The 23302-nt window shown below is 65.4% G+C and carries 22 protein-coding genes, 2 tRNA genes and 1 pseudogene; 4 read left to right on the plus strand and 21 right to left on the minus strand.

Features of this window, described 5'->3' with window-relative positions; all coding sequences use genetic code 11:
* Positions 1 to 92 precede the first annotated feature (92 nt).
* Positions 93 to 1050, plus strand: a pseudogene (locus SI859A1_RS20905) (IS630 family transposase).
* Positions 1051 to 1062: 12 nt separating this feature from the next.
* Here SI859A1_RS20905 and SI859A1_RS10745 read toward each other — a convergent pair.
* The 20 genes from SI859A1_RS10745 to SI859A1_RS10840 form a co-directional block, all read right to left on the minus strand.
* Positions 1063 to 1329 (minus strand): DUF1467 family protein, encoded by a 267-nt coding sequence (locus SI859A1_RS10745; protein WP_040325692.1) that lies wholly within the window; start codon positions 1327 to 1329, stop codon positions 1063 to 1065.
* A 1-nt stretch (position 1330) separates the two neighbouring features.
* Positions 1331 to 1735, minus strand: a complete 405-nt coding sequence (gene mce, locus SI859A1_RS10750) for a methylmalonyl-CoA epimerase (RefSeq protein ID WP_009209792.1) — start codon at positions 1733 to 1735, stop codon at positions 1331 to 1333.
* A gap of 19 nt (positions 1736 to 1754) precedes the next feature.
* On the minus strand, positions 1755 to 3365 hold the full coding sequence (locus SI859A1_RS10755) for a ribonuclease J (protein ID WP_081451467.1): 1611 nt from the start codon (positions 3363 to 3365) through the stop codon (positions 1755 to 1757).
* Between the two features lie 139 nt (positions 3366 to 3504).
* A complete protein-coding gene (locus SI859A1_RS10760; RefSeq protein WP_009209794.1) occupies positions 3505 to 4293 on the minus strand; it encodes a biotin--[acetyl-CoA-carboxylase] ligase in 789 nt (262 codons plus the stop codon).
* Positions 4294 to 4295: 2 nt separating this feature from the next.
* Positions 4296 to 5741, minus strand: coding sequence for an NADH-quinone oxidoreductase subunit NuoN (gene nuoN, locus SI859A1_RS10765; RefSeq protein WP_040325693.1), 1446 nt, complete (start codon positions 5739 to 5741; stop codon positions 4296 to 4298).
* 18 nt (positions 5742 to 5759) lie between these two features.
* Positions 5760 to 7268 carry an NADH-quinone oxidoreductase subunit M gene (locus SI859A1_RS10770; protein ID WP_009209796.1) on the minus strand — a complete coding sequence of 503 codons (1509 nt, stop codon included), beginning with the start codon at positions 7266 to 7268 and terminating at the stop codon, positions 5760 to 5762.
* On the minus strand, positions 7268 to 9256 hold the full coding sequence (gene nuoL, locus SI859A1_RS10775) for an NADH-quinone oxidoreductase subunit L (RefSeq protein WP_009209797.1): 1989 nt from the start codon (positions 9254 to 9256) through the stop codon (positions 7268 to 7270). Before nuoL ends, SI859A1_RS10770 begins: the two co-directional genes overlap by 1 nt.
* 6 nt (positions 9257 to 9262) lie before the next feature.
* A complete protein-coding gene (gene nuoK, locus SI859A1_RS10780) occupies positions 9263 to 9571 on the minus strand; it encodes an NADH-quinone oxidoreductase subunit NuoK (protein WP_009209798.1) in 309 nt (102 codons plus the stop codon).
* 20 nt (positions 9572 to 9591) lie between these two features.
* The gene (locus SI859A1_RS10785; RefSeq protein ID WP_009209799.1) at positions 9592 to 10209 is read right to left on the minus strand and encodes an NADH-quinone oxidoreductase subunit J; all 618 of its coding nucleotides are present in this window, start codon (positions 10207 to 10209) and stop codon (positions 9592 to 9594) included.
* A 139-nt stretch (positions 10210 to 10348) separates the two neighbouring features.
* The gene (nuoI, locus tag SI859A1_RS10790) at positions 10349 to 10840 is read right to left on the minus strand and encodes an NADH-quinone oxidoreductase subunit NuoI (RefSeq protein ID WP_009209800.1); all 492 of its coding nucleotides are present in this window, start codon (positions 10838 to 10840) and stop codon (positions 10349 to 10351) included.
* Positions 10841 to 10846: 6 nt separating this feature from the next.
* Positions 10847 to 11068, minus strand: coding sequence for a hypothetical protein (locus SI859A1_RS10795; protein WP_148233810.1), 222 nt, complete (start codon positions 11066 to 11068; stop codon positions 10847 to 10849).
* On the minus strand, positions 11065 to 12120 hold the full coding sequence (gene nuoH / locus SI859A1_RS10800) for an NADH-quinone oxidoreductase subunit NuoH (RefSeq protein ID WP_024351153.1): 1056 nt from the start codon (positions 12118 to 12120) through the stop codon (positions 11065 to 11067). The genes SI859A1_RS10795 and nuoH overlap by 4 nt, the downstream gene beginning before the upstream one ends.
* A gap of 12 nt (positions 12121 to 12132) precedes the next feature.
* Positions 12133 to 14208, minus strand: a complete 2076-nt coding sequence (gene nuoG / locus SI859A1_RS10805) for an NADH-quinone oxidoreductase subunit NuoG (protein WP_009209802.1) — start codon at positions 14206 to 14208, stop codon at positions 12133 to 12135.
* Positions 14209 to 14221: 13 nt separating this feature from the next.
* Positions 14222 to 15529, minus strand: coding sequence for an NADH-quinone oxidoreductase subunit NuoF (gene nuoF, locus SI859A1_RS10810; protein ID WP_009209803.1), 1308 nt, complete (start codon positions 15527 to 15529; stop codon positions 14222 to 14224).
* Positions 15530 to 15549: 20 nt separating this feature from the next.
* Positions 15550 to 17016, minus strand: coding sequence for an NADH-quinone oxidoreductase subunit NuoE (gene nuoE / locus SI859A1_RS10815; RefSeq protein ID WP_009209804.1), 1467 nt, complete (start codon positions 17014 to 17016; stop codon positions 15550 to 15552).
* A 221-nt stretch (positions 17017 to 17237) separates the two neighbouring features.
* Positions 17238 to 18428: an NADH-quinone oxidoreductase subunit D gene (locus SI859A1_RS10820; protein ID WP_009209805.1), complete on the minus strand. Its 1191-nt coding sequence runs from the start codon at positions 18426 to 18428 to the stop codon at positions 17238 to 17240.
* The gene (locus tag SI859A1_RS10825) at positions 18421 to 18858 is read right to left on the minus strand and encodes a GFA family protein (protein WP_009209806.1); all 438 of its coding nucleotides are present in this window, start codon (positions 18856 to 18858) and stop codon (positions 18421 to 18423) included. Before SI859A1_RS10825 ends, SI859A1_RS10820 begins: the two co-directional genes overlap by 8 nt.
* A 15-nt stretch (positions 18859 to 18873) precedes the next feature.
* Entirely contained in the window at positions 18874 to 19482 is a 609-nt protein-coding gene (locus SI859A1_RS10830; protein ID WP_009209807.1) for an NADH-quinone oxidoreductase subunit C, read from the minus strand.
* Between the two features lie 8 nt (positions 19483 to 19490).
* Positions 19491 to 20075 (minus strand): NuoB/complex I 20 kDa subunit family protein, encoded by a 585-nt coding sequence (locus tag SI859A1_RS10835; RefSeq protein ID WP_009209808.1) that lies wholly within the window; start codon positions 20073 to 20075, stop codon positions 19491 to 19493.
* Positions 20066 to 20419 (minus strand): NADH-quinone oxidoreductase subunit A, encoded by a 354-nt coding sequence (locus SI859A1_RS10840; protein WP_009209809.1) that lies wholly within the window; start codon positions 20417 to 20419, stop codon positions 20066 to 20068. Before SI859A1_RS10840 ends, SI859A1_RS10835 begins: the two co-directional genes overlap by 10 nt.
* A 347-nt stretch (positions 20420 to 20766) precedes the next feature.
* Between SI859A1_RS10840 and SI859A1_RS10845 the strand changes: the two genes are divergently transcribed.
* On the plus strand, positions 20767 to 21096 hold the full coding sequence (locus tag SI859A1_RS10845) for a hypothetical protein (protein ID WP_081451371.1): 330 nt from the start codon (positions 20767 to 20769) through the stop codon (positions 21094 to 21096).
* Between the two features lie 141 nt (positions 21097 to 21237).
* Here the strand turns inward: SI859A1_RS10845 and SI859A1_RS10850 are convergent.
* Positions 21238 to 21314, minus strand: a tRNA-Asp gene (locus tag SI859A1_RS10850).
* Between the two features lie 610 nt (positions 21315 to 21924).
* Here SI859A1_RS10850 and SI859A1_RS10855 point away from each other — a divergent pair.
* Together SI859A1_RS10855 and SI859A1_RS10860 are read left to right on the plus strand one after the other, a co-directional pair.
* Positions 21925 to 22000 (plus strand) — tRNA-Val (locus SI859A1_RS10855).
* Between the two features lie 84 nt (positions 22001 to 22084).
* A complete protein-coding gene (locus SI859A1_RS10860; protein WP_009209812.1) occupies positions 22085 to 23206 on the plus strand; it encodes an NAD(P)/FAD-dependent oxidoreductase in 1122 nt (373 codons plus the stop codon).
* Positions 23207 to 23302 lie beyond the last annotated feature (96 nt).

Here is a 23302-nt window from a genome sequence, read left to right on the forward strand (position 1 = left end):
TGACGCTTGCTAGAGCGTCGGACTGAATCCCAGAATCCCGGTTCGCTTCCCTTTAAGCCTTCACCGTGATTCCCTCGTGTTGGAGGTGGATCATGAGCAAAAGCTATTCGATTGATCTGCGTGAACGGGTCGCCGGCTTCATCGACAAGGGGCAGTCTCGTCGGGCGGCGGCTCGCCATTTTGGCGTTAGCGAGAGCTTTGCGATCAAGCTGGACCAGCGGCGAGTCCGGTCAGGATCGATCGCACCGCAGAAGCAAGGCCGCCCTCGCGGTAGCGGAAAGCTGGAGGTGTTTGAGGCCTTTCTGATCGGCGTCGTCGAAGCCAAGCCCGACATCACCATGCCGGAACTGGCCGCGCTGCTGACGGAGGCGCACAGCGTGACCGCCGCCCCGGCGGTGCTGTCGCGCTTTCTGTGCCGGCGCGGCTTCACATATAAAAAAATGCCTGATGGCGTCGGAATGCGCACGCGCCAACGTGCGTGAGGAGCGCCGGGTCTGGAAGACCAAGCGCCAGCCCCGGATGCGATTGGCGCCGCAGCGTCTGGTGTTCATCGACGAGACGTCGGTGACGACCAAGATGGCCCGGCTGCGCGGCCGTAGCCGGCGCGGCCGGAGACTGCGCGCCGACGCACCCTTCGGCCACTGGGGCACCCAGACCTTCATTGCCGGCCTGCGCTGCCACGAACTAACCGCACCCTGGGTCATCGACCGGCCGCTCAACCGATCCGCCTTCGACACCTACATCGAGACCCAGCTCGCGCCGACGCTGCGCAAAGGCGACATCGTCATTCTCGACAATCTTGCTGTCCACAAAAGTCAGCGGGCGGCCGAGTGCCTTCGACGAAGAGGCGCCTGGTTCCTATTCCTGCCACCCTATTCGCCGGATCTGAACCCGATCGAGATGGCGTTCTCAAAGCTGAAGGCACATCTGCGCAAGGCTGCCGCCAGGACATTCGACGATCTCTGGAAGGCCATCGGCGATATCTGCGGCCTCTTTGAACCAGAAGAGTGCTGGAACTACCTCAAGGCCGCGGGATATGCGTCTGATTAAGCGTCCGACGCTCTAAGTGCCGGGGATGATCTTCGGGAAATCGTCCGGGCTCAGCCCGTAGACCTGGGTGACCACGTAGAAGGCGGCGAAGACGACGCAGGCGAGGATCGTCGTCTGCAGAAGCTTCCGGCCCATGCGGTGCTGGGCCGGTGCGCTGTGGGTGGTGCCGAGGGTGATGTCGTCGGCATCCGCCTGGCTGCGCTGGCCAAGCGGCAGGATGACGAAGAGCGACGTCCACCAGATGATGAAATAGATCGCCAACCCCGAGACCCAGCCCATCCTATACCTCCTCGAGTTCGGTCAGCGTCCCGAACATGTCGCCCGGATGGATGAACACCACAGGGCGGCCATGGGCGCCGATCTTCGGTTCGCCGTCGCCGAGCACCCGCGCGCCCGCCGCCACCAGCCGGTCGCGAGCGGCGACGATGTCGGTCACCTCGTAGCAGACATGGTGCATGCCGCCCTTCGGGTTCTTCGCCAGGAAGGCGGCGATCGGCGAGCCTTCGCCCAGCGGTTCGAGGAGTTCGATCTTGGTGTTGTCGAGTTCCACGAAGACGACGGTGACGCCGTGCTCGGGAAGCGCCTGCGGCGCGGACACCGTCGCGCCCAGCATGTCGCGATAGCGCGCGACGGCGTCGGCAAGCGCCGGCACCGCCAGGGCCACATGGTTCAACCTGCCAAGCACCGGCGCCTCCCCCGTTCGATCAGGACCGCGTCACGAAGACGGTCGCGATGGGCTTCTTGCCCCAGGCCTCAAACGCCGCTCCGCGCACGGCACGCCGCACCGCTTCGCTGACCTTGTCGAGATCCTTGCGGCGCTTCAGCGGAATGCTCTCCACCGCGCCGGCGGCCGCGTCGATCAGGATTTCCTCCATCTCGTCGCCCGCAGCGTCGTCCTCGGGCAGGCCGAGCGCCACGACATCCGGATCTTCGCGCAGTTCCAATTTGGCGTCCAACTCGACCAGCACCGACACATGGCCGACGAAGGACAGCCGGCGACGCTCGTTGACGCCCATCGCCTCGGCGGTACCGATCAGGCGTCCGTCCTTGAACAGGCGTCCGACCGGAACGTCGGCGATGACGCTCGCGGCGCCCGGCGACAGTTGCACCATCTTGCCGTTGCGGGCCGGCACGACCTGCTTGACGCCGAGTTCCCGCGCCAGCTTGGCATGGGCGCTCAGATGCGCAGCCTCGCCATGGGCCGGCACGGCAATGGTCGGACGGACCCATTCATACATCTGACGCATCTCGCTGCGGCGCGGATGGCCCGACACGTGGACCAGCTTCTCGCCGTCCTCGAGGATCTGCACGCCGCGCTCGATGAGCGCGTTCTTGATGTCGATGATCAGCTTCTCGTTGCCGGGGATCGCCCGCGACGAGAAGATGACGAGATCGCCCTGCGACAGCGCCACGGTCGGATGCTCGTCGCGCGACAGCCGCGCCAGCGCCGCACGGGTCTCGCCCTGGCTGCCGGTCAGGATGATGACGGCCTTCTCAGGCGGGATGTAGCCGAAATCCTGCTCGCCGAGGAACGGCGGGATGCCGTCCATGTAGCCGAGCTCGGTCGACACATCGACGACGCGCCGCATGGAGCGGCCCATGAGCAGGACCTGGCGTCCGGCATCGCGCGCCGCTGCAGCGATCGAGCGGATGCGGCCGACATTCGACGAGAAGGTGGTGACGGCGACGCGGCCCTTGGCCCCGCGAATGATCTCGCCCAGAGAAGCCGAGACCTCGCTCTCGCTCGGGCTGACACCCTCGCGCAGCGCATTCGTCGAATCGCAGATCATGGCGAGGACGCCTTCGTCGCCGATCTCGCGCAGACGCTTCTCATCGGTCGGCGCGCCCAGCGCCGGGGTCGGGTCGATCTTCCAGTCGCCGGTGTGAACGACCGTGCCCGCCGGGCTGCGGATCGCCAGGGCGACCGGCTCGGGGATCGAGTGGGTGACGTTGATCGCCTCGATCTCGAAGGGACCGACCTTGAAGCGGTCACCGGCCGAGAACTGCGTCACCGGGATCTTGGGTGCGCCGGGCTCGCCCTCGCGCTTGGCTGCGAGCATGGCCGCCGTAAACGCAGTGGCATAGACCGGGACCTTCATCTTCGGCCAAAGGTCGAGCAAGGCGCCGTAATGGTCCTCATGGGCATGGGTGATGACAATGCCCTTCAGCTTGTCGCCCAGTTCCTCGATGAAGCGGATGTCCGGGAAGACGAGATCGACGCCGGGGAAGTCGGCGCCCGCGAACGAGATGCCGACATCGACGGCGATCCATTCGCGCGCATGTTCCGGGCCATAGCCGTAGAGGGCGAGATTCATACCGATCTCACCGATGCCGCCGAGCGGCACGAACAACAATTGGTTCAAGTTCTGACTTCTTTCCTGGGTGGGCCGCCCTGCTTCAGCAAAGCGGCGTCGTTTCGTTCTTCAGTTCACATTCGTCGTCGGGTGCGCCGCGTCACGCGGCGCCGGAGCCGGACGGCGCCACGCGCTCGTCCCGCTCCAGAAAAAACAGATCGCCAGCCGAAACCGCGGTCACGCGTCCGGCCGCGTCCCGCAGCAACAGGAGGCCGTGTTCGTCAAGGGCCTCGAACCGTCCGGTCAGGACCGCGTCGGCGAGATTGACCCGGCAGGGCTGACCGACGCCAACGGCATGGGCCAGCCATTCGTTGCGTATCGCCGAGAAACCGCGTCCGCCGGCGAAGATCGCCAGCACCCGCTCCATCTCGGCCGCCACGGCGCCGAACACTGCCTCCAGATCGTGCGTCGCGCCTTCCAGCGCAAGGCTCGTCACTGGATAGGGCGTGTCGTCGGGCACATGGGCGACGTTGATGCCGCAGCCAACGACCACCGCCATGCGGCCATCCGGCAGACGTTCGCTTTCCAGCAGAATGCCGACCGTCTTGCGACCCTTGATGAGAACGTCGTTCGGCCATTTGACCGCAACGGTGTCACCTTCGGCGACGAGCCGCGCCAGACCGTTGCGGACACCGAGCGACGCCACCAGCGGCAGGTTCGACAATTGCGTCAGCGGCGCCGGGTCAATCAGCAGCCAGCTCGCATAGAGATTGCCGCGTTCCGACACCCAGTTGCGACCGCGACGTCCGCGTCCGGCCGACTGCCGCTCGGCCGTCACCCACAAGGGGCCGGGATCACCGGCGCGCGCGGCTTCGAGCGCGACGGTGTTGGTCGACGAGACCTCGTCCAGTGTCAGCCGTCGCCGGCATGCCGAGGCACCGAGGGCCACCGTCAGAAGAAGGTCCGGGCCGCCGCCTCCGCCGCCGCGAAGATCGGGCCGCCGACAAGGAGGTAGACAGGGAAGATGAACAGCGCGGCAGCGCCCAACACCACCCGCAGCTCTGTCGCCATGGGCACGAACTCGCTGGATGGCTGGTCGTCGAACCACATCACCTTGACGATGCGCAGGTAGTAGAACAGGCCGACGACGCTGGCGAGAACGCCGATCACCGCAAGGCCGTAGAGCCCGGCCTGCACCGCCGCCATGAACACGAAGTACTTGGCGAAGAAGCCGGCCAGCGGCGGCAGGCCCGCCAGCGACAGCATCAGCATGGTCAGCATCAGCGCCATGACCGGATTGGTCTTCGACAGGCCGGCGAGATCGTCGATCTCCTCGACCACGCCGTCCTTGCGGCGCATGGCGAGGATCACGGCGAAGGTGCCGAGCGTCATGGCAAGATAGATCGCCATGTAAAGAAGCACGCCGCGCACGCCGCTGAAATTGGCAGCGGCGAGGCCGACCAGCGCGAAGCCCATGTGGCCGATCGAGGAATAGGCCATGAGCCGCTTGATGTTGCGCTGGCCGATGGCGGCGAAGGCACCGAGCGCCATCGAGGCGATCGAGATGAAGATGATGACCTGCTGCCAGTCGACCGCCAGCGGCTCGAAACCCTGGACGGTGAAGCGCGTGATCAGCGCGATCGCCGCGACCTTGGGTGCACCGGCCAGGAAGGCGGTGATCGGCGTCGGCGCGCCCTCGTAGACGTCCGGCGTCCACATGTGGAACGGCACGGCGGAGATCTTGAAGGCCAGGCCGCACAGGATGAAGACGAGGCCGACGACGATGCCGATCGAACGCTCACTGGTGGCGACCACCTCGGCGATGGCGGTGTACTCGATCTGGCCGGTGAAGCCGTAGACCAGCGACGCGCCGTAGAGCAGCATGCCCGAGGAAAGCGCGCCGAGGACAAAGTATTTCAGGCCGGCTTCGGTCGAGCGGACCGAGTCACGGTTGATGGCGGCGAGGACGTAAATCGACAGGGACTGCAGTTCGAGACCGAGATACAGCGCGATCATGTCGCCGGAGGAGACCATGACCATCATGCCGGTGGTGGACAGCAGCACGAGAACCGGGAACTCGAAGCGGTTGAAGCGCTCGCTCTCGGCGTAGCCGACCGACATGATGACGGCCGCGGCGGCGCCGATCAGCACCAGCACCTTCATGAAGCCCGCGAACGGGTCGAGGACGAAGGAGCCGCCGAAGGCCACGCCATAGGGCGTGACGAACACCATCCACAGGCCGGCAATGATGATCAGCGCCACCGACAGGCCGGTGACCGTCTGCGCGCTCTTCTCGCCCAGAAAGACGCCGATCATCAGAAGGATCATCGAGCCGACCGCGAGGATCAGCTCGGGACCGATGATCGGAAGGCTCGATGCGAGCATGTTCGAATACATTGGCGTGCGATCCCGAGCTTATTGTGCCAGAGCGACCGAGGAGGCCGCCTCGATGGCTGCGGTGTAGCGGTTGACCATGGATTCCACGGAGGCGGCGGTCACGTCGAAGACCGGCATCGGATAGACGCCGAAGAAGATGACCAGCACGATCAGCGGGTAGAGCAGGATCTTCTCGCGGCCCGACAGGTCGAGGATCGACCGCAGGCTCTCCTTCTCCAGCGCGCCAAAGACGACGCGGCGATAGAGCCACAGCGCGTAGGCCGCAGACAGGATGACGCCAGTCGCGGCGAAGATCGCCACCCAGCTGTTGACCTGGAAAACGCCGATCAGGGTCAGGAACTCGCCGACGAAGCCCGACGTGCCCGGCAGGCCGACATTGGCCATGGTGAAGATCAGCATCGCCGCGGCGTAATGTGGCATGCGGTTCACCAGGCCGCCATAGGCGGCGATCTCGCGGGTGTGCATGCGGTCGTAGACGACGCCGACACACAGGAACAGCGCGCCCGACACTAGGCCGTGGGACAGCATCTGGAAGATCGCGCCTTCGACACCCTGCTGGTTGGCGGCGAAGATGCCCATGGTCACGAAGCCCATATGGGCGACGGAGGAATAGGCGATCAGCTTCTTGATGTCCTGCTGCATCAGCGCGACGAGCGAGGTGTAGATGATCGCCACGACCGACAGGGTGAAGACCAGCGGCGCGAACTCGGCCGAGGCCAACGGGAACATCGGCAGCGAGAAGCGCAGGAAGCCGTAGCCGCCGAGCTTCAGCAGGATACCTGCCAGGATGACGGAGCCGGCGGTCGGTGCCTCGACATGGGCGTCGGGCAGCCAGGTGTGCACCGGCCACATCGGCATCTTCACCGCGAAGCTGGCGAAGAAGGCGAACCACAGCCAGGTCTGCATCGAGGCCGGGAAATCGTAAGCCAGGAGCTCGGGGATCGAGCTCGTGCCCGCGGTCCAGAACATCGTCATGATGGCGACGAGCATCAGCACCGAGCCGAGGAAGGTGTAGAGGAAGAACTTGTAGCTGGCGTAGATGCGCCGCTTGCCGCCCCACACGCCGATGATCAGGAACATCGGGATCAGGCCACCTTCGAAGAAGATGTAGAACAGCACGATGTCCAGGGCGCAGAACACGCCGACGACCAGCGTTTCCAGCACGAGGAAGGCGATCATGTATTCCTTCACGCGGGTCTGCACGGACTCGAAGCTGGCGAGAATGCAGAAGGGCATGAGGAAGGTCGTCAGGATAACGAACAGCATGGAGATGCCGTCGACACCCATGTGATAGGTGATGCCGCCGCCCAGCCAGTCGAGGCGCTCGACCATCTGGAAGCCGGCATTGCTGTTGTCGAAATCGATCCAGATCCACAGCGAGACGACGAAGGTGAACAGCGTCGTCAGCAACGCGACATTACGGATGTTGCGACGCGCGAGCTCGCTGTCGTCCCGGATGAACAGGATGAGCAGAGCCCCGACCAGCGGCAGGAAGGTAACGGTCGAGAGGATCGGCCATTCGGTCATCAGTTCACGCCCCCGAGCATCATCCAGGTGACCAGCGCCGCGACGCCGATCAGCATCGCAAAGGCATAGTGATAGAGGTAACCGGTCTGCAGCCGGACAACGCGGTTGGTGACGTCCACCACGCGGGCGGAGATGCCGTCCGGGCCGAGCCCGTCGATCACCCTGCCGTCACCGGTCTTCCAGAGGAAGGTGCCGATCGCCTTGGCCGGGCGGACGAAGAGGAAGTCGTACAGCTCGTCGAAGTACCACTTGTTCAGGAAGAACTGGTACAGGCCGCGATGGCGGGCAGCCACCTGCCCCGGCAGCGACGGGTTGCGGATGTAGAAGGCCCAGGCGATGGCAAAGCCCAGCGCCATCATCACCGTCGGGATGATCGCGATCCCGAATGCCACCTCGTGCAGATCGTGCAGGACGTGGTTGTCCGGGCCGGTGAACAGCGAGACGCCCCAGAACTCGGCATATTCGTGACCGACGAAGAAGCCTTCGAAGACGATACCCGCGAACAGCGCGCCCACCGACAGGATCAGCAGCGGCACCAGCATGACCATCGGCGATTCATGCACGTGGTGCATGACGTCGGCCGACGCACGCGGCTTGCCGTGGAAGGTGAGGAAGATCAGGCGCCAGGAATAGAAGCTGGTCAGGAGCGCCGAGATCACCGTCAGGCCCCAGCCATACATGGCGAAGGAATTGTGCCCGACGAACGCCGCCTCGATGACCGCGTCCTTGGAGAAGTAACCGGCGGTGAACGGGAACCCGGTCAGGGCCAGCGTGCCGATGACCATGGTCCAGTAGGTGACCGGGATGTGCTTGCGCAGCCCGCCCATGCGCCGCATGTCCTGCTCGTCCGAGACCGAGTGGATCACCGAGCCTGCGCCCAGGAACAGCAGCGCCTTGAAGAAGGCGTGGGTGAACAGGTGGAAGATCGCCACGCCATAGGCGCCGACGCCGAGCGCGACGAACATGTAGCCGAGCTGCGAACAGGTCGAATAGGCGATGACGCGCTTGATATCGTTCTGGACGAGACCGACGGTCGCCGCGAACAGCGCGGTGGTGGCGCCAACGAAGGTCACGACAGTCAGCGCGGTGTGGCTGAGCTCGAAGATCGGCGACATGCGTGCCAGCATGAAGACGCCGGCGGTGACCATGGTCGCGGCGTGAATGAGCGCCGAGACCGGGGTCGGGCCTTCCATGGCGTCCGGCAGCCAGGTGTGCAGGCCGAGCTGGGCCGACTTGCCCATGGCGCCGAGGAACAGGAGCAGACAGACGGCTGTCAGCGCGCCTGCCATGGGCAGCGCATAGCCTGCGAAGTTCAGGACCGGCGCACCGGCGCCGGCAGCGGCCTCTGCGCCCTCGCCGCCCATCTGGCCGGCAATATCGGCGGCACCGGCGAAGATGGTGTCGAAATTCACCGAGCCGAACAGCACGAAGACGCCGAAGATGCCGAGGATGAAGCCGAAGTCACCGACGCGGTTGACGATGAAGGCCTTCATGGCGGCGGCGTTGGCCGACGGCTTCTTGTACCAGAAACCGATCAGCAGATAGGACGCCAGGCCGACGCCCTCCCAGCCGAAGAACATCTGGACGAGGTTGTTCGACGTCACCAGCATCAGCATGGCGAAGGTGAACAGCGACAGATAGGCGAAGAAGCGCGGCCGATGCGGATCGTGGTGCATGTAGCCGATCGAATAGATGTGGACCAGCGACGAGACCGTGTTCACGACGACCAGCATGACCAGCGTCAACCGGTCGATGCGCAGCGACCACGACACGTCGAGACCACCCGACTGCATCCACTGGAACAGCGTGATGCGCAGGGTCTCGGACTCGCCGAAGCCGAAGCTGATGAAGGCGATCCACGACAGGACCGCGGCAGCCACCAGGAAGGCCGAAGTCGTATATTCGGACGCCTTGGCGCCGATCGCGTTGCCGAAGAGGCCGGCGATCAGGAAGCCGGCGAGCGGCAGGAGAACGATGGTCTGATACACGCCCGATCAGCCTTTCATCGTGTTGACGTCGTCGACGGCGATGGAGCCGCGATTGCGGAAGAAGACCACCAGGATGGCCAGGCCGATCGCCGCCTCGGCAGCCGCGACCGTCAGCACGAAGAGCGCGAAGATCTGGCCGACGAGGTCGTTCAGGAAGGCCGAGAAGGCCACGAAATTGATGTTCACGGCCAGAAGGATCAGCTCGACCGACATGAGGATCGTGATGATGTTCTTCCGGTTCATGAAGATGCCGAAGACGCCCGTGACGAACAGGATCGCCCCGACGGTAAGGTAGTGTCCGAGACCGACTTCCATCGTATCCGTTCCTTTCGCTCTCAGATGCCCTTGCCGCTCTCGACCTTGCGGATCTCCACCGCGGTCGCGGGCGTGCGCCCAACCTGCTGCGGGATCGACTGGCGCTTCAGGCCTTCCTTGTGGCGCAGCGTCAGGACGATCGCTCCGACCATGGCGACGAAGAGGATCAGGCCGGCCAGCTGGAAGAACAGGATGTAGCGGGTGTAGAGGACGCTGCCGAGCGCCTCGATGTTGGAGACGACCTCCAGCGGCGGGATCGGCATCGATGTCGCCACCGCCATCTGCGGGTCGTAGTAATTGCCGGTGGCGGCGATGACCAGCTCGGCCAGAAGCACGACCCCGATGATCACGCCGACCGGGGCGTATTTCAGCGTGTCCCGCTTCACCCGTCCGAAGTCGATGTCGAGCATCATGACGACGAAGAGGAAGAGGATCGCCACGGCGCCGACATAGACGACGATCAGGATCAGCGCGAGGAACTCGGCGCCGGCCAGAAGGAAGAGCCCTGCCGCCGCCACGAAGGTAAGGATCAGGAACAGCACCGAATGGACCGGGTTGCGCGCCAGCACGACCATCAGGCCCGAGCCGACGGCGACCAGCGCAAACAGATAGAAGAAGACTGCCTGAAGGCCCAGCATCCTCGGGCTCCTTTTGCTGGCGGACACGGCGGCCGAAGGTGCCGCGTGCCTGCCCTTAACGTCATGTCGAAGACCGGTCCGGCGCTTTCACGAAGCAGCGGAACCGGCGATTCTCAGCCGCCGAAAACTCTGCGCCCGATTACCGGTAAGGCGCGTCGAGCGCAATGTTGCGCGCGATCTCGCGCTCCCAGCGATCGCCGTTATCGAGCAGTTTCTGCTTGTCGTAGTAGAGTTCCTCGCGGGTCTCCGTGGAGAACTCGAAATTCGGCCCCTCGACGATGGCGTCGACCGGGCAGGCTTCCTGGCAGAAGCCGCAATAGATGCACTTCACCATGTCGAGGTCGTAGCGCACCGTACGGCGGGTGCCGTCGTTGCGGCGCGGGCCGGCCTCGATGGTGATCGCCTGGGCCGGACAGATCGCCTCGCACAGCTTGCAGGCGATGCAGCGCTCCTGGCCGTTGGGATAGCGGCGAAGGGCATGCTCGCCGCGGAAGCGCGGGCTCTGCGGATTCTTCTCGAAGGGGTAGTTCACCGTCGCCTTGGGCGCGAAGAAGTACCGCATCGACAGGCCCATGGCCTTGACGAATTCGACGAGGAACAGCGACCGGACGGTCTGTGCAATGGCACTCATAAGGCTCTAGCCTCCCAGATTCGAGGCGATGATCGGCGCGGCGAACCAGCCGACGACCGGAAACAGAACAAGCTGCGAATAGCGCGCGACGTTGAGGGCGAGACCTGCAGGATCCCCCTCCCCGCCATGCGGGCGGTCCCGACGGTTGCGAACATAGCCGAGGATCATGAAATCGACGATCCCCAGCACCAGTCCGGCCAGCGCACCGATGAGCGCGGGCTCCATCATACGGCCGCCGCGCCCCAGCCCATCACCTGCAGCACGAAGGCGACCAGCACCACCATGCCCAGCGAGATCGGCAGGAAGACCTTCCAGCCCAGACGCATGAGCTGGTCGTAGCGGTAGCGCGGCACGAAGGCCTTGACCATGGCGAACATGAAGAAGGCCAGCGCGACCTTGGCGAGGAACCAGACGACGCCCGGCACCCAGGTGAAGGGCGCGAAGTTTGCCGGCGGCAGCCAGCCACCCATGAACAGGATGGTCATCAGGCAGCACATCAGGGTGATGGCCGCATACTCGCCGAGCATGAACATCATGTACGGGGTGGAGCCGTACTCGACCATGAAGCCGGCGACGAGTTCGGATTCGGCTTCCGGCAGATCGAAGGGCGGCCGGTTCGTCTCGGCCAGGGCCGAGATGAAGAAGATCACGAACATCGGGAACAGCCCGAGCCAGTGCCAGTCGAGGAAGGTGTTGGGCAGGCCGATCATGGTGCCGAGGCCGGTCTGCTGGGCCAGCACGATGTCGGTGAGGTTCAGCGAGCCGACGCACAGCAGGACGGTGACGATGACGAAGCCGATCGAGACTTCGTAGGACACCATCTGCGCCGCCGAGCGGAGCGCGCCGAGGAAGGCGTATTTCGAGTTCGAGGCCCAGCCGCCCATGATCACGCCATAGACCTCGAGCGAGGAAATCGCGAAGACGTAGAGGATGCCGATATTGATGTCGGCGATCACCCAGCCGTCGGCGACCGGAACCACCGCGAAGGTCGCCAGCGCCAGCGTCACCGCGACCAGCGGGGCGAGCAGGAAGACGATCTTGTCGGAGCTGGCCGGCACGACCGGCTCCTTGAGGACGAACTTCAGGAGATCGGCGAAGGACTGGAACAGACCCCAGGGACCGACGACGTTCGGGCCCCGGCGCATCTGCACCGCCGCCCAGATCTTGCGGTCGGCCAAAAGGATGTAGGCCACCAGCACCAGCAGCACGACCAGGAACAGGAGGCTCTGCCCGAGAATGATCAGGCCCGGCCAGAGATAGAGGGAGGTGAAATCAGCCACTGCCAGCCGTCCTTATTCCGCTGCTTCCAGATGCTCGGCCTTGGCGAGCTGCGAGCACTCGGCCATGACCTTCGACGCACGGGCGATGGGGTTCGTCAGGTAGAAGTCGCCGATATTGGAGGCAAAGCTGCCACCGTTCAGCGTTCCGGCACGGTCGGCCAGACGGGTGATGGCCGCCGCATCCGCCTGCTCGATCCGGTCGGTCCGCATCCAGGGATGCGACTGGTAGATTTCGCTGCGCAATGCGCCGAGGGAATCGAAGCCGAGCGTATGGCCGAGAACCGCCGAGAGCGCGCGGATGATAGCCCAGTCCTCGCGGGCGTCTCCCGGCGGGAAGCCGGGGCGGCTGCCGGTCTGGGCACGGCCCTCGACATTGACCCAGGTGCCGGACTTCTCCGTATAGGCGGCGCCCGGCAAGATGACGTCGGCGCGATGGGCGCCGCGGTCGCCATGGGTGCCGATATAGACGACGAAGGGGCCGGTCGCGATCTCGACCTCGTCGGCACCGAGATTGAACAGGACGTCGACCGCTCCGTTCGTCATCTCGGCGACGTTGCGACCGCCCTCCCCCGGCACGAAGCCGATGTCGAGACCGCCGACGCGCGAGGCTGCCGAGTGCAGGACATTGAAGCCGTTCCAGCCATCGGTGACCGCACCGATCTCGCGCGACAGGGCCGCGAGCGAGGCCAGCAGCTCGGCGCCGTTGTCGCCGGCGAGCGCGCCCTGTCCGACGATGATCATCGGACGCTCGGCGTTCTTCAGCGCATCGAAGAAGCCCTGGCTGGCGCCTTCGAGGTTCGACAGCGTCTCGGCGCCGGCACCCAGATAGGTGTAGTCGTAGCGCAGGTCGACATTCTCGCCGACGACGCCGATCGGGAAGCCGCCCATGCGCCAGCGCTTGCGGATGCGGGCATTCAGCACCGACGCCTCGAAGCGCGGATTGGAGCCGACGATCAGCAGCGCATCGGCATCCTCGATGCCGGCGATGGTGGTGTTGAAGAGGTAGGAGGCCCGACCGTCCGCCGGATCGAGCTTGGCCCCGTCCTGGCGGCAATCGACGCTGGTCGAGCCGAGCTCGGCCATCAGGCGCTTGAGCGCCCACATCTCTTCGACCGCGGCCAGATCGCCGGCGATGGCGCCGATGCGGTCAGCCGCAGCACCGTCGACCTTCGCCTTGACCGCGGCGAAGGCTTCCTGCCAGCTGGCGGGGCGCAGACGGCCGTTCTCGCGGACATAGGGCTTGTCGAGGCGTTGGGTGCGCAGGCCGTCCCAGATGAAGCGGGTCTTGTCGGAGATCCACTCCTCGTTGATCTCCTCGTTGATGCGCGGAAGAATGCGCATCACTTCGCGGCCGCGCGTGTCGACGCGGATGTTGGAGCCGACGGCGTCCATGACGTCAATGGTCTCGGTCTTGGACAACTCCCACGGACGCGCCTGGAAGGCGTAGGGCCGCGAAGTCAGCGCGCCGACCGGGCAGAGGTCGATGACGTTGCCCTGCAGTTCGGAGGTCATCGCCTGCTCGAGGAAGGTGGTGATCTCGGCGTCTTCTCCGCGACCGACCAGGCCAAGCTCGGAGATTCCAGCCACTTCCGTCGTGAAGCGGACGCAGCGCGTGCAGTGGATGCAGCGGGTCATGATCGTCTTGACCAGGGGCCCGATGTACTTGTCCTCGACGGCGCGCTTGTTCTCCTGGTAGCGCGAACTGTCGACGCCGTAGGCCATGGCCTGGTCCTGCAGATCGCACTCGCCGCCCTGATCGCAGATCGGGCAATCCAGCGGGTGGTTGATCAGCAGGAATTCCATCACGCCTTCGCGGGCCTTCTTGACCATCGGCGTGGTGGTGAAGACTTCCGGAAGCTGGCCTTCGGGTCCGGGACGCAGGTCGCGCACGCCCATGGCGCAGGACGCCGCCGGCTTGGGCGGTCCGCCCTTCACCTCGACGAGGCACATGCGACAGTTGCCGGCGATCGACAGCCGCTCGTGGAAACAGAAACGCGGAATTTCGGCGCCGGCCTCCTCGCACGCCTGCAACAGCGTGTAGTGATCCGGAACCTCGACTTCCCTGCCGTCGACTTTGAGCTTTGTCATAGACTTGTCCTGCTTATTCCGCTGCCTGGAGCACCGGACGGCGGTCAGTGTCGGCATTGCGCGAGTAGTCGTCGATGCGGCGCTCGATCTCGGCGCGGAAATGGCGCACGAGACCCTGGATCGGCCAGGCGGCGGCATCGCCGAGCGCACAGATGGTGTGGCCCTCGACCTGCTTGGTCACGTCGAGCAGCATGTCGATCTCGCGCTTCTGCGCGTTGCCGGTCGCCATGCGCTCCATGACCCGCCACATCCAGCCCGTGCCCTCGCGGCACGGCGTGCACTGGCCGCAGCTCTCATGCTTGTAGAAATACGAGATGCGGGCGATCGCCTTCACGATGTCGGTGGACTTGTCCATGACGATCACGGCGGCCGTGCCGAGCGAGGTCTTGATCTCGCGCAGGCCGTCGAAATCCATCGGCGCATCGATGATGTCGGCCGCCGGCACGAGCGGAACCGAGGAGCCGCCAGGGATGACCGCCAGAAGATTGTCCCAGCCACCGCGGACGCCGCCGCAATGCTTCTCGATCAGTTCGCGGAAGGGAATTCCCATCTCTTCCTCGACCGTGCAGGGCTGCTCGACATGGCCGGAGATGCAGTACAGCTTGGTGCCGGTGTTGTTCGGGCGACCGAGGCCGGCGAACCAGCCGCCGCCACGGCGCAGGATCGTGGGGGCAACGGCGATCGACTCGACGTTGTTGACTGTCGTCGGGCAGCCATAGAGGCCGACATTCGCAGGGAATGGCGGCTTCAGCCGCGGCTGGCCCTTCTTGCCCTCGAGGCTTTCTAGGAGCGCCGTCTCTTCGCCGCAGATATAGGCGCCGGCACCGTGATGGACGATGATGTCGTAGTCCCAGCCGCACTTGTTGTCGCGTCCGAGAAGCCCGGCCTCGTAGCACTCGTCGATGGCGCGCTGCAGCGCCTGGCGCTCGCGGATATATTCACCGCGCACATAGATGTAGCAGGTGTTCGCGCCCATCGCGAAACCGGCGATGACGCAGCCCTCGATCAGCGTGAACGGGTCGTTCCGCATGATCTCCCGGTCCTTGCAGGTGCCGGGCTCGGACTCGTCGGCATTGATGACGAGGTAGTGCGGGCGGCCATCGGACTGCTTGGGCATGAAGGACCATTTCAGGCCCGTCGGGAAGCCGGCACCACCGCGCCCGCGCAGGCCTGACGCCTTCATCTCGTTGATGATCCAGTCGCGGCCCTTGCCGATGATGTCGGCGATCCCGTCGAAATGGCCACGCTTCATCGCGCCCTTCAGGCTCTTGTCCCGCAGACCGTAGATGTTGGTGAAGATGCGATCCTGATCGTTCAGCATCTAGATTCTCCTCGCACGCATCAGCGCTCGCCCGAACCGGAAGAAGACGGGGTCGCGAGGACCTTCGCCTGCTCGATCCAGCCTTCGCGCACCGCACGGCCGCGGAAGTTCAGATAGTCGTCGACCCAGATCAGCTCGGTCTCACGCCATTTGGCGATCTGCCAGAAATGGAAGACGCCGAGGCCGTTCAGCTTGGCCTCGATGACCGGGCCGACGCCCTTGATCTTCTTCAGATCGTCCTTGTCGCCCTGCGGCGCATCCAGAAGATCGGAGGGCTTGTCGCCGACCTGTGCCGGCGCTGCCTCGGGCTCGGCCTTGCTGGCGAAATGGTCGGCGTTGCCGGGGCCAGGGCTCGTATCGGACGTATGTTCGCGCAGGCCTTCCGGCTCGCCCGGCGATACCTGGTCGCGGCCGGTGAGATCGGCTGATCCCGCTTTCCGCTCCTGCACGGCCGGCACGTCGTCGGGACGCCGCGCGTCCTGCACCACGGCGGCCTCGGCGGCGCCTTCCTTGGCGGCCAGATTGCCCTTGGTCGAGGCATCGGCGCCCGGCGTGTCGGCGGACACCTGGTTCGCCTCGACCGCATCGCGGTCGGCTTCGCCGGTTGCGCCTTCCCGCGCACCGCCTGTCTGGCCTGCACCAGGGCCGGCCTCGGCGACCAGCGTGTCGCTCTCTTCCTTCTCGGCGCCCTGCGCAACACTGGCATCGCCAGCCTTGCCGGGGGCGGCGATGGTCGGATTGGTCTCGGCGGCTGCCGTATCCGGACGCCCGGCCTTCGACGGCGGGGTGGAGATCGCCTGCCCTGCCCCGGAGCCCTGCGACGGTGCGCCGTTGGCCGGGCCGCCTTGGGACTTCTGGTCGGCGACCAGGTCGTCGTAATCGCCCTTGAGCGTCGTCAGACCACCGATCGGCACCGATTCATGACGGCCGTTCTGCGGTCCGGTCTTCACATCGCCGCCGCGACCGGCCTCGAACTCGTCGATGATCTCTTCGAGCCGCTCGGGAGTCAGATCCTCGTAGGCGTCATGGAAAATCATGACCATCGGCGCGTTGACGCAGGCGCCAAGGCACTCGACCTCTTCCCAAGACAGCGTCCCGGCGTCGTTGCGATGGAACGGCTCAGCGTGGATCTTCGAACGGCAGACCGCCTTCAGATCCTCGGCGCCGCGCAGCATGCAGGGCGTGGTGCCGCAGACCTGGATATGGGCGCGGGTGCCGACCGGCTTCAGCTGGAACTGCGTATAAAAGGTCGCGACCTCGAGGACGCGGATGAGCGGCATCTCCAGCATGTCGGCGACATGCTCGATTGCTGCCTTGGTGACCCACCCCTCCTGATCCTGCGCGCGCATCAGCAGCGGGATCACGGCCGATTGCTGGCGCTCCGACGGATATTTACGGATCGTCGCCTGCGCCCAGGCCGCATTTTCATCGGTGAAGGCGAAGCCGTGAGGCTGGAAGGCATCGTCCGCGAGACGTCTGACAGACATCGGACCTCGACTTTAGAACCAGTTCAACATGCTATGTTGCGGCGCGTTCTATCACACGATCCGCAAAAGGCCAGTGGCCAGAAGCCGCATCAAAGCCCGACAAAGGCGCGGTTTCCCCAAGTGTTGGCGTCGCGGGCGGCAAACCCGCGACGGGTCGAACAAAGCGGCGCCGAAGCGCCGAGGTCACGGCCGTCCGCGCGAGCGCGCGGCGCCGTGACAAATCAACGGTCGACTTCGCCGAAGACGATATCCAGCGTGCCGAGGATCGCCGAGACGTCGGCCAGCATGTGGCCGCGGCACAGCATGTCCATCGCCTGCAGATGGGCGAAGCCCGGCGCCTTGATCTTGCAGCGATACGGCTTGTTGGTGCCGTCGGCGACGAGATAGACGCCGAACTCGCCCTTCGGCGCCTCGACCGCCGCATAGACCTCGCCCTCGGGGACGTGGAAGCCCTCGGTGTAGAGCTTGAAGTGATGGATGAGCGCTTCCATCGAGCGCTTCATCTGGCCGCGCTTCGGCGGCACGATCTTGCCTTCGGTCGCCGAGACCGGGCCGGTGCTGTGCTCGCCGGTGAGCTGGGCGATGCACTGTTTCATGATCTTCACCGATTCGCGCATCTCGATCATGCGGATCAGGTAGCGATCGTAACAGTCGCCGTTCTTGCCGACCGGGATGTCGAAATCCATCTCGTCGTAGCATTCGTAAGGCTGCGACTTGCGCAGGTCCCACGCGACGCCCGAGCCGCGGATCATCACGCCCGAGAAGCCCATCGCCCAGGCGTCCTCGATGCCGACGACGCCGATGTCGACATTGCGCTGCTTGAAGATGCGGTTGTCGGTCAGAAGGCCTTCGATGTCGTCGCAGACCTTGAGGAACGGATCGCACCAGGCGCCGATATCTTCGATGAGCTGCTGCGGCAGGTCGGCGTGGACGCCGCCGGGACGGAAATAGGCCGCGTGCAGGCGCGAGCCCGAGGCCCGCTCGTAGAAGACCATCAACTTCTCGCGCTCCTCGAAGCCCCACAATGGCGGGGTCAGCGCGCCGACGTCCATGGCCTGGGTCGTCACGTTGAGGAGATGCGAGAGGATGCGGCCGATCTCGGAATACAGGACGCGGATCAGCTGCCCGCGCTTGGGCACCTCGACGCCGGTCAGACGCTCGACCGCCAGGCAGAACGCATGCTCCTGGTTCATCGGGGCCACGTAATCGAGACGGTCGAAATACGGGATCGACTGGAGATAGGTCTTGTGCTCGATCAGCTTCTCGGTGCCGCGATGCAGAAGCCCGATATGCGGATCGACACGCTCGACGATCTCGCCGTCGAGCTCGACCACCAGACGCAGCACGCCGTGGGCGGCCGGATGCTGGGGGCCGAAATTGATATTGAAGTTGCGGACGTCGATCTCAGCCATGCGGCGTTTCCTGCTGCGGCGCGACCTTCGCGAAGAATTCGGCGCCCGTCATCTGTTCGGTCTCGTTGGCGAAGGCGTACCAGGACGGCTTCGAGTCGATGAAGATTTCCTGCGTCAGCTGCGTGTTGCCCAGCCCGTCGAACAAAGTCGCCGACATGGCGTAGTGCGCGGCGTCGAGGCTGCGCCAGAAGAGCGAGGTGCCGCAGACCTTGCAGAAGCCGCGCTCGCCCCAGCCGGACGAACTGTAGGTGGCGATGAGGTCGGTCCCGGCGGCCACCACGTTGCTGGCGCCGTCGAGCGCCATGAACGGTCCGGCGGTCCAGCGGCGACAGGTGTCGCAGTGACAGACGCCGACGTCCAGTGTCTCGAAATCGGCATCGATCCGCACGCCGCCGCAAAGGCACTTTGCCTGAAGCCGCTTCGTCCCCATCACACGCTCCCTGCGCTACTGCTTGGCCTTCTCGTCTCCCGGCAGAACATACTCGGTTCCTTCCCAGGGGGACAGGAAGTCGAAATTGCGGAATTCCTGCCGCAGCTCGACCGGCTCGTACACGACCTGCTTCTTGGCCTCGTCGTAATGAACCTCGACGAAGCCGGTCAGCGGGAAGTCCTTGCGCAGCGGATAGCCCTCGAACCCGTAGTCGGTGAGGATGCGGCGAAGATCCGGATGGCCGGTGAACAGGATGCCGTAGAAATCGTAGGCCTCGCGCTCGAACCAGTCGGCGCCGGCGAAGACGCCGGTGACGGACGGCACGGGCAAGTCCTCGCCGGTGCGGACCTTGATGCGGACGCGCTGGTTCTGGCGCGGCGACAGCAGGTGATAGACCACCTCGAAGCGCTCTGCGCGCTCGGGATAGTCGACGCCGCAGATGTCGACCAGACTGATGAACTGGGTCTGCGGATCGTCCCGCAGGAAGGTCAGCACCCGGACGATCTCGGCCGGCGCGACGATCAGCGTCAGCTCGCCGAACGCGGTGATCGTCTCGATCAGCGTGTCGCCGAGCGTCTCGACGACATAGTCTGTCAGATCCTTCGTGGCGTGTTCGCGAATCATCTCAAACCTCAGCGCTCGATCGTGCCGGTCCGGCGGATCTTCTTCTGCAGAAGCAGCACGCCGTAGAGCAGAGCCTCGGCCGTCGGAGGACAACCCGGGACGTAGATGTCGACCGGGACCACACGGTCGCAGCCGCGCACGACCGAATAGGAATAGTGATAATAGCCGCCGCCATTGGCGCAGGAGCCCATCGAGATGACGTAGCGCGGCTCCGGCATCTGGTCGTAGACCTTGCGCAGCGCCGGGGCCATCTTGTTGGTCAGCGTGCCGGCGACGATCATCACGTCGGACTGGCGCGGCGAGGCGCGCGGCGCGAAGCCGAAGCGCTCGGCGTCATAGCGCGGCATCGACATCTGCATCATCTCGACGGCGCAGCAGGCCAGGCCGAAAGTCATCCACATCAGCGAGCCGGTGCGGGCCCACTGGATGAGATCCTCGGTCGAGGTGACGAGGAAGCCCTTGTCGGCCAGCTCGTTGTTGACGTCGGTGACGAAGGGATCGGCCGCCGGCGCGACCGTCCGCGGTCCGGCAACGCCGGCATCCGTCGATGGTGCATGCGCCACGAGCGGGCGGGACGTATCGATCAATCCCATTCCAGTGCTCCCTTCTTCCACTCGTAGATGAAGCCGACCGTCAGGACGCCGAGGAACACCATCATCGACCAGAAGCCGAACCAGCCGAGGGTTCCGAAGGTCGCCGCCCACGGGAACAGGAAGGCGACCTCGAGGTCGAAGATGATGAACAGGATCGAGACGAGATAGAACCGCACGTCGAACTTCATGCGGGAATCGTCGAAGGCGTCGAAGCCGCACAGCTTCTCGTCGTCCGGCGCCTTGAACGCCAGAAGGAACGGAGAGACCAGAAGGGCCAGTCCGATGAGAAGCGCGACGCCGACGAAAATGACGATCGGCAGATAGGATGCGAGAAGTTCGGGCATCTCGATGTCCCCAGAATCAATGGCGACCGATCGGACGGCCGCAAACTCGCGATCATCCCTTCCGCAGGCCGTCGGAGAGCCGATCGGACCGGAGGCACCGGGGATCGGCGGATCGTGACGGCGAAAACAAGGGCCTTTCGCGCTGCGGCGAGAACTATCGCCTTCTCCCTGGCGAAGCAAGGCGGGAAGCGCCGGTATCGGGACCTGCGATCCGGGGCCGCAGGGCACCGGCGGCAGCGCCGGATCGGCACCCTGCGGGCGGAGCCGGAGCGTGGCCGTTGCGTTCCGGCCCCAAGCGTCCGACGATCATGCCGGGCGCGGGAACGCCCGCGAGTGGAGGAGCAGCCATGAACATGCGTGAGGACAAGGTCACGGACTGGCGCACGATGCGCGAGGCGCCGCGCGACGGCAGCCGCATCCTGGCGACCGTGCGGGCCAGCGAGCAGGGACCGGCCGAGGTGGACGTGGTGCGCTGGGCCGCGCCGCGCGGCGCCTTCGAGCCGGAGTGGATCGCCACCGATTCCGACCCGGCCTGCCCGGTCACCTATGGCGACGACGAGCTGGTCGCCTGGATGCCGATCCCCTCCCCGACCCTGCCATCGGCGGCAGCGGAGACATCCTGGCCGCAGCCGGCCAACGAACGGGATTTCGAGGAGGAATCGGGATCGGGTATCTGAGCCGAACGCGCAACGCAGACGCGCTGTCGCGATCGGGGTCGCGACACGCACCGGGGACGCCGAACGCGCGATGCGCCGACGCTGCCTTGCGGCAGCCATCGGGGCTCGTCGGTTCGGAACTGATTGTTCTGAAAGAAAAAGTGGCGCGAGTGACGGGGCTCGAACCCGCGACCTCCGGCGTGACAGGCCGGCACTCTAACCGACTGAGCTACACCCGCGCTCCACCGCTCGGAAGCGGCTGATGAGCGGTCGTTTACGGCCAAGACCGGGGAGTGTCAAGCGACAAGCCGGGACAAAAATCATCGCAGTGCAAGATGATCCGGCGGCGCCGCACAGAAGCCCAGTTTACCGCGGTTTTGCGACGATGGGACGACACGCGGATTGCCGGGACGAACCGCCGCCGAACCCACCGGCAGCCAGAATCGGGACGAATCGAGCCGGCATCTTTTTCACGATTCCCGGCCGGATTCGGATCGGGGTGACGATACCGGGACGCCCTCGCCTTCTTTCCGGGTCCGGCGTCGGACACGGTCGCCGCCGATCATGCCCTCGGGCATCTGCTCGAGCATCGCCGTGTCGACCGGCGCCGGCGGGCGTCGAGGACGATGAACTTGAACCCGGAGGCTATCCGCAACGACGACGCCGCGAGCGACGCGTCAGGGCGCGACGATCGACGCCCGAGCCGCCGTGGCGCCTACCGGCTGCTTGACGGCAGCCCTCCAACGGATCAGCCGCGGATGGTCGGCATGGCTCCCGCAGGTCACCCTACCGCTACCCGCGCATGGCGGGCTTGCGGCGCGGTGCGGAAAACCCTAGAGATTTGCGCGCGGGCGATTAGCTCAGTTGGTAGAGCGCCTCGTTTACACCGAGGATGTCGGCAGTTCGAGCCTGTCATCGCCCACCATTCCCGCCGCGGACGTCGCCGTCTCTCCGGCCCCCATCGCGTCTGCCATGCCCTCAGATCATGTGACATGCGGAAACCGGGCTCATGAGTGATACGGACTGCGTCGTCGCCGGCGCCGGGGTTGTCGGCCTTGCGATTGCGCGGCGCCTGGCGCTTGCCGGACGCGAGGTGCTGGTGCTGGAAGCGGCAGACCATTTCGGGTCCGAGACCAGCTCGCGCAATTCCGAAGTCATCCACGCCGGCATCTACTATCCGGTCGGCAGCCTGAAGGCGCAGCTCTGCGTTGCCGGCCGCAAGGCGCTCTATGCCTATGCTGCCGAGCGCCACGTGCCGCATGCGCGCACCGGCAAGCTGATCGTCGCCACCTCCGAGGCGCAGGTCGCCCGGCTTGGCGAGATCAGGGAGAAGGCGGCGCGCTGCGGCGTTATCGATCTCGTCCTTCTGACCGGCGCGGCGGCAATGGAGATGGAGCCGGCGCTCACCTGCGTTGCCGCCTTGCATTCCCCCTCGACCGGCATCATCGACAGCCATGCCCTGATGCAGAGCTATCTCGGCGATCTGGACGCGGCCGGCGGCCAGGTGGTGTTCAACACCACGATCGCCTCGGGCCGGTTGGAAGATGGCGGCGTCCGCCTCGTCACCCGCGACCGGGCGAGCGGTGAAGAGACCGAGATCACCACCGATCTCCTGGTCAATGCCGCGGGCCTGCACGCCCAGCGTCTCGCCGGCGCCATCGACGGCTTTCCGGCCGATCACGTTCCGGCCGCCACCTATGCCAAGGGCAATTACTTCGCCGCACCGGGCCGCACACCATTCGAGCGCCTGATCTATCCGGTGCCCGAGGATGGCGGGCTCGGTGTCCACCTCACCTTCGATCTCGGCGGCCAGATGCGCTTCGGACCCGATGTTGAGTGGATCGACGGCATCGACTATGGCGTCGATCCGGACCGGGCGGCGGGCTTCTACGCGGAGATCCGGCGCTACTGGCCGGGCCTGCCGGACGATTCGCTGACCCCGGCCTATAGCGGCATCCGCTCCAAGCTGTCGGGGCCGGGCCAGCCGGCGGCCGATTTCCGCATCGACGGGCCACAGGTCCACGGCGTCGATGCGATGGTCAATCTGTTCGGGATCGAGAGTCCGGGCCTGACCGCCAGCCTGGCGATCGCCGATCATGTGGCCGACGGCCTCGGTCTGCCGAAGCGATAATCCCAAGGAAAGCCGGATCGCCGCGTGTTTCGGCCGTGGCGGAAGCCGCCACGGCGCGCGTAGTGCTGCCGATGCTCGCGAGGCTGACGCCTGACG

The organism is Aurantimonas manganoxydans SI85-9A1, assembly GCF_000153465.1.
GTDB lineage: Bacteria > Pseudomonadota > Alphaproteobacteria > Rhizobiales > Rhizobiaceae > Aurantimonas > Aurantimonas manganoxydans.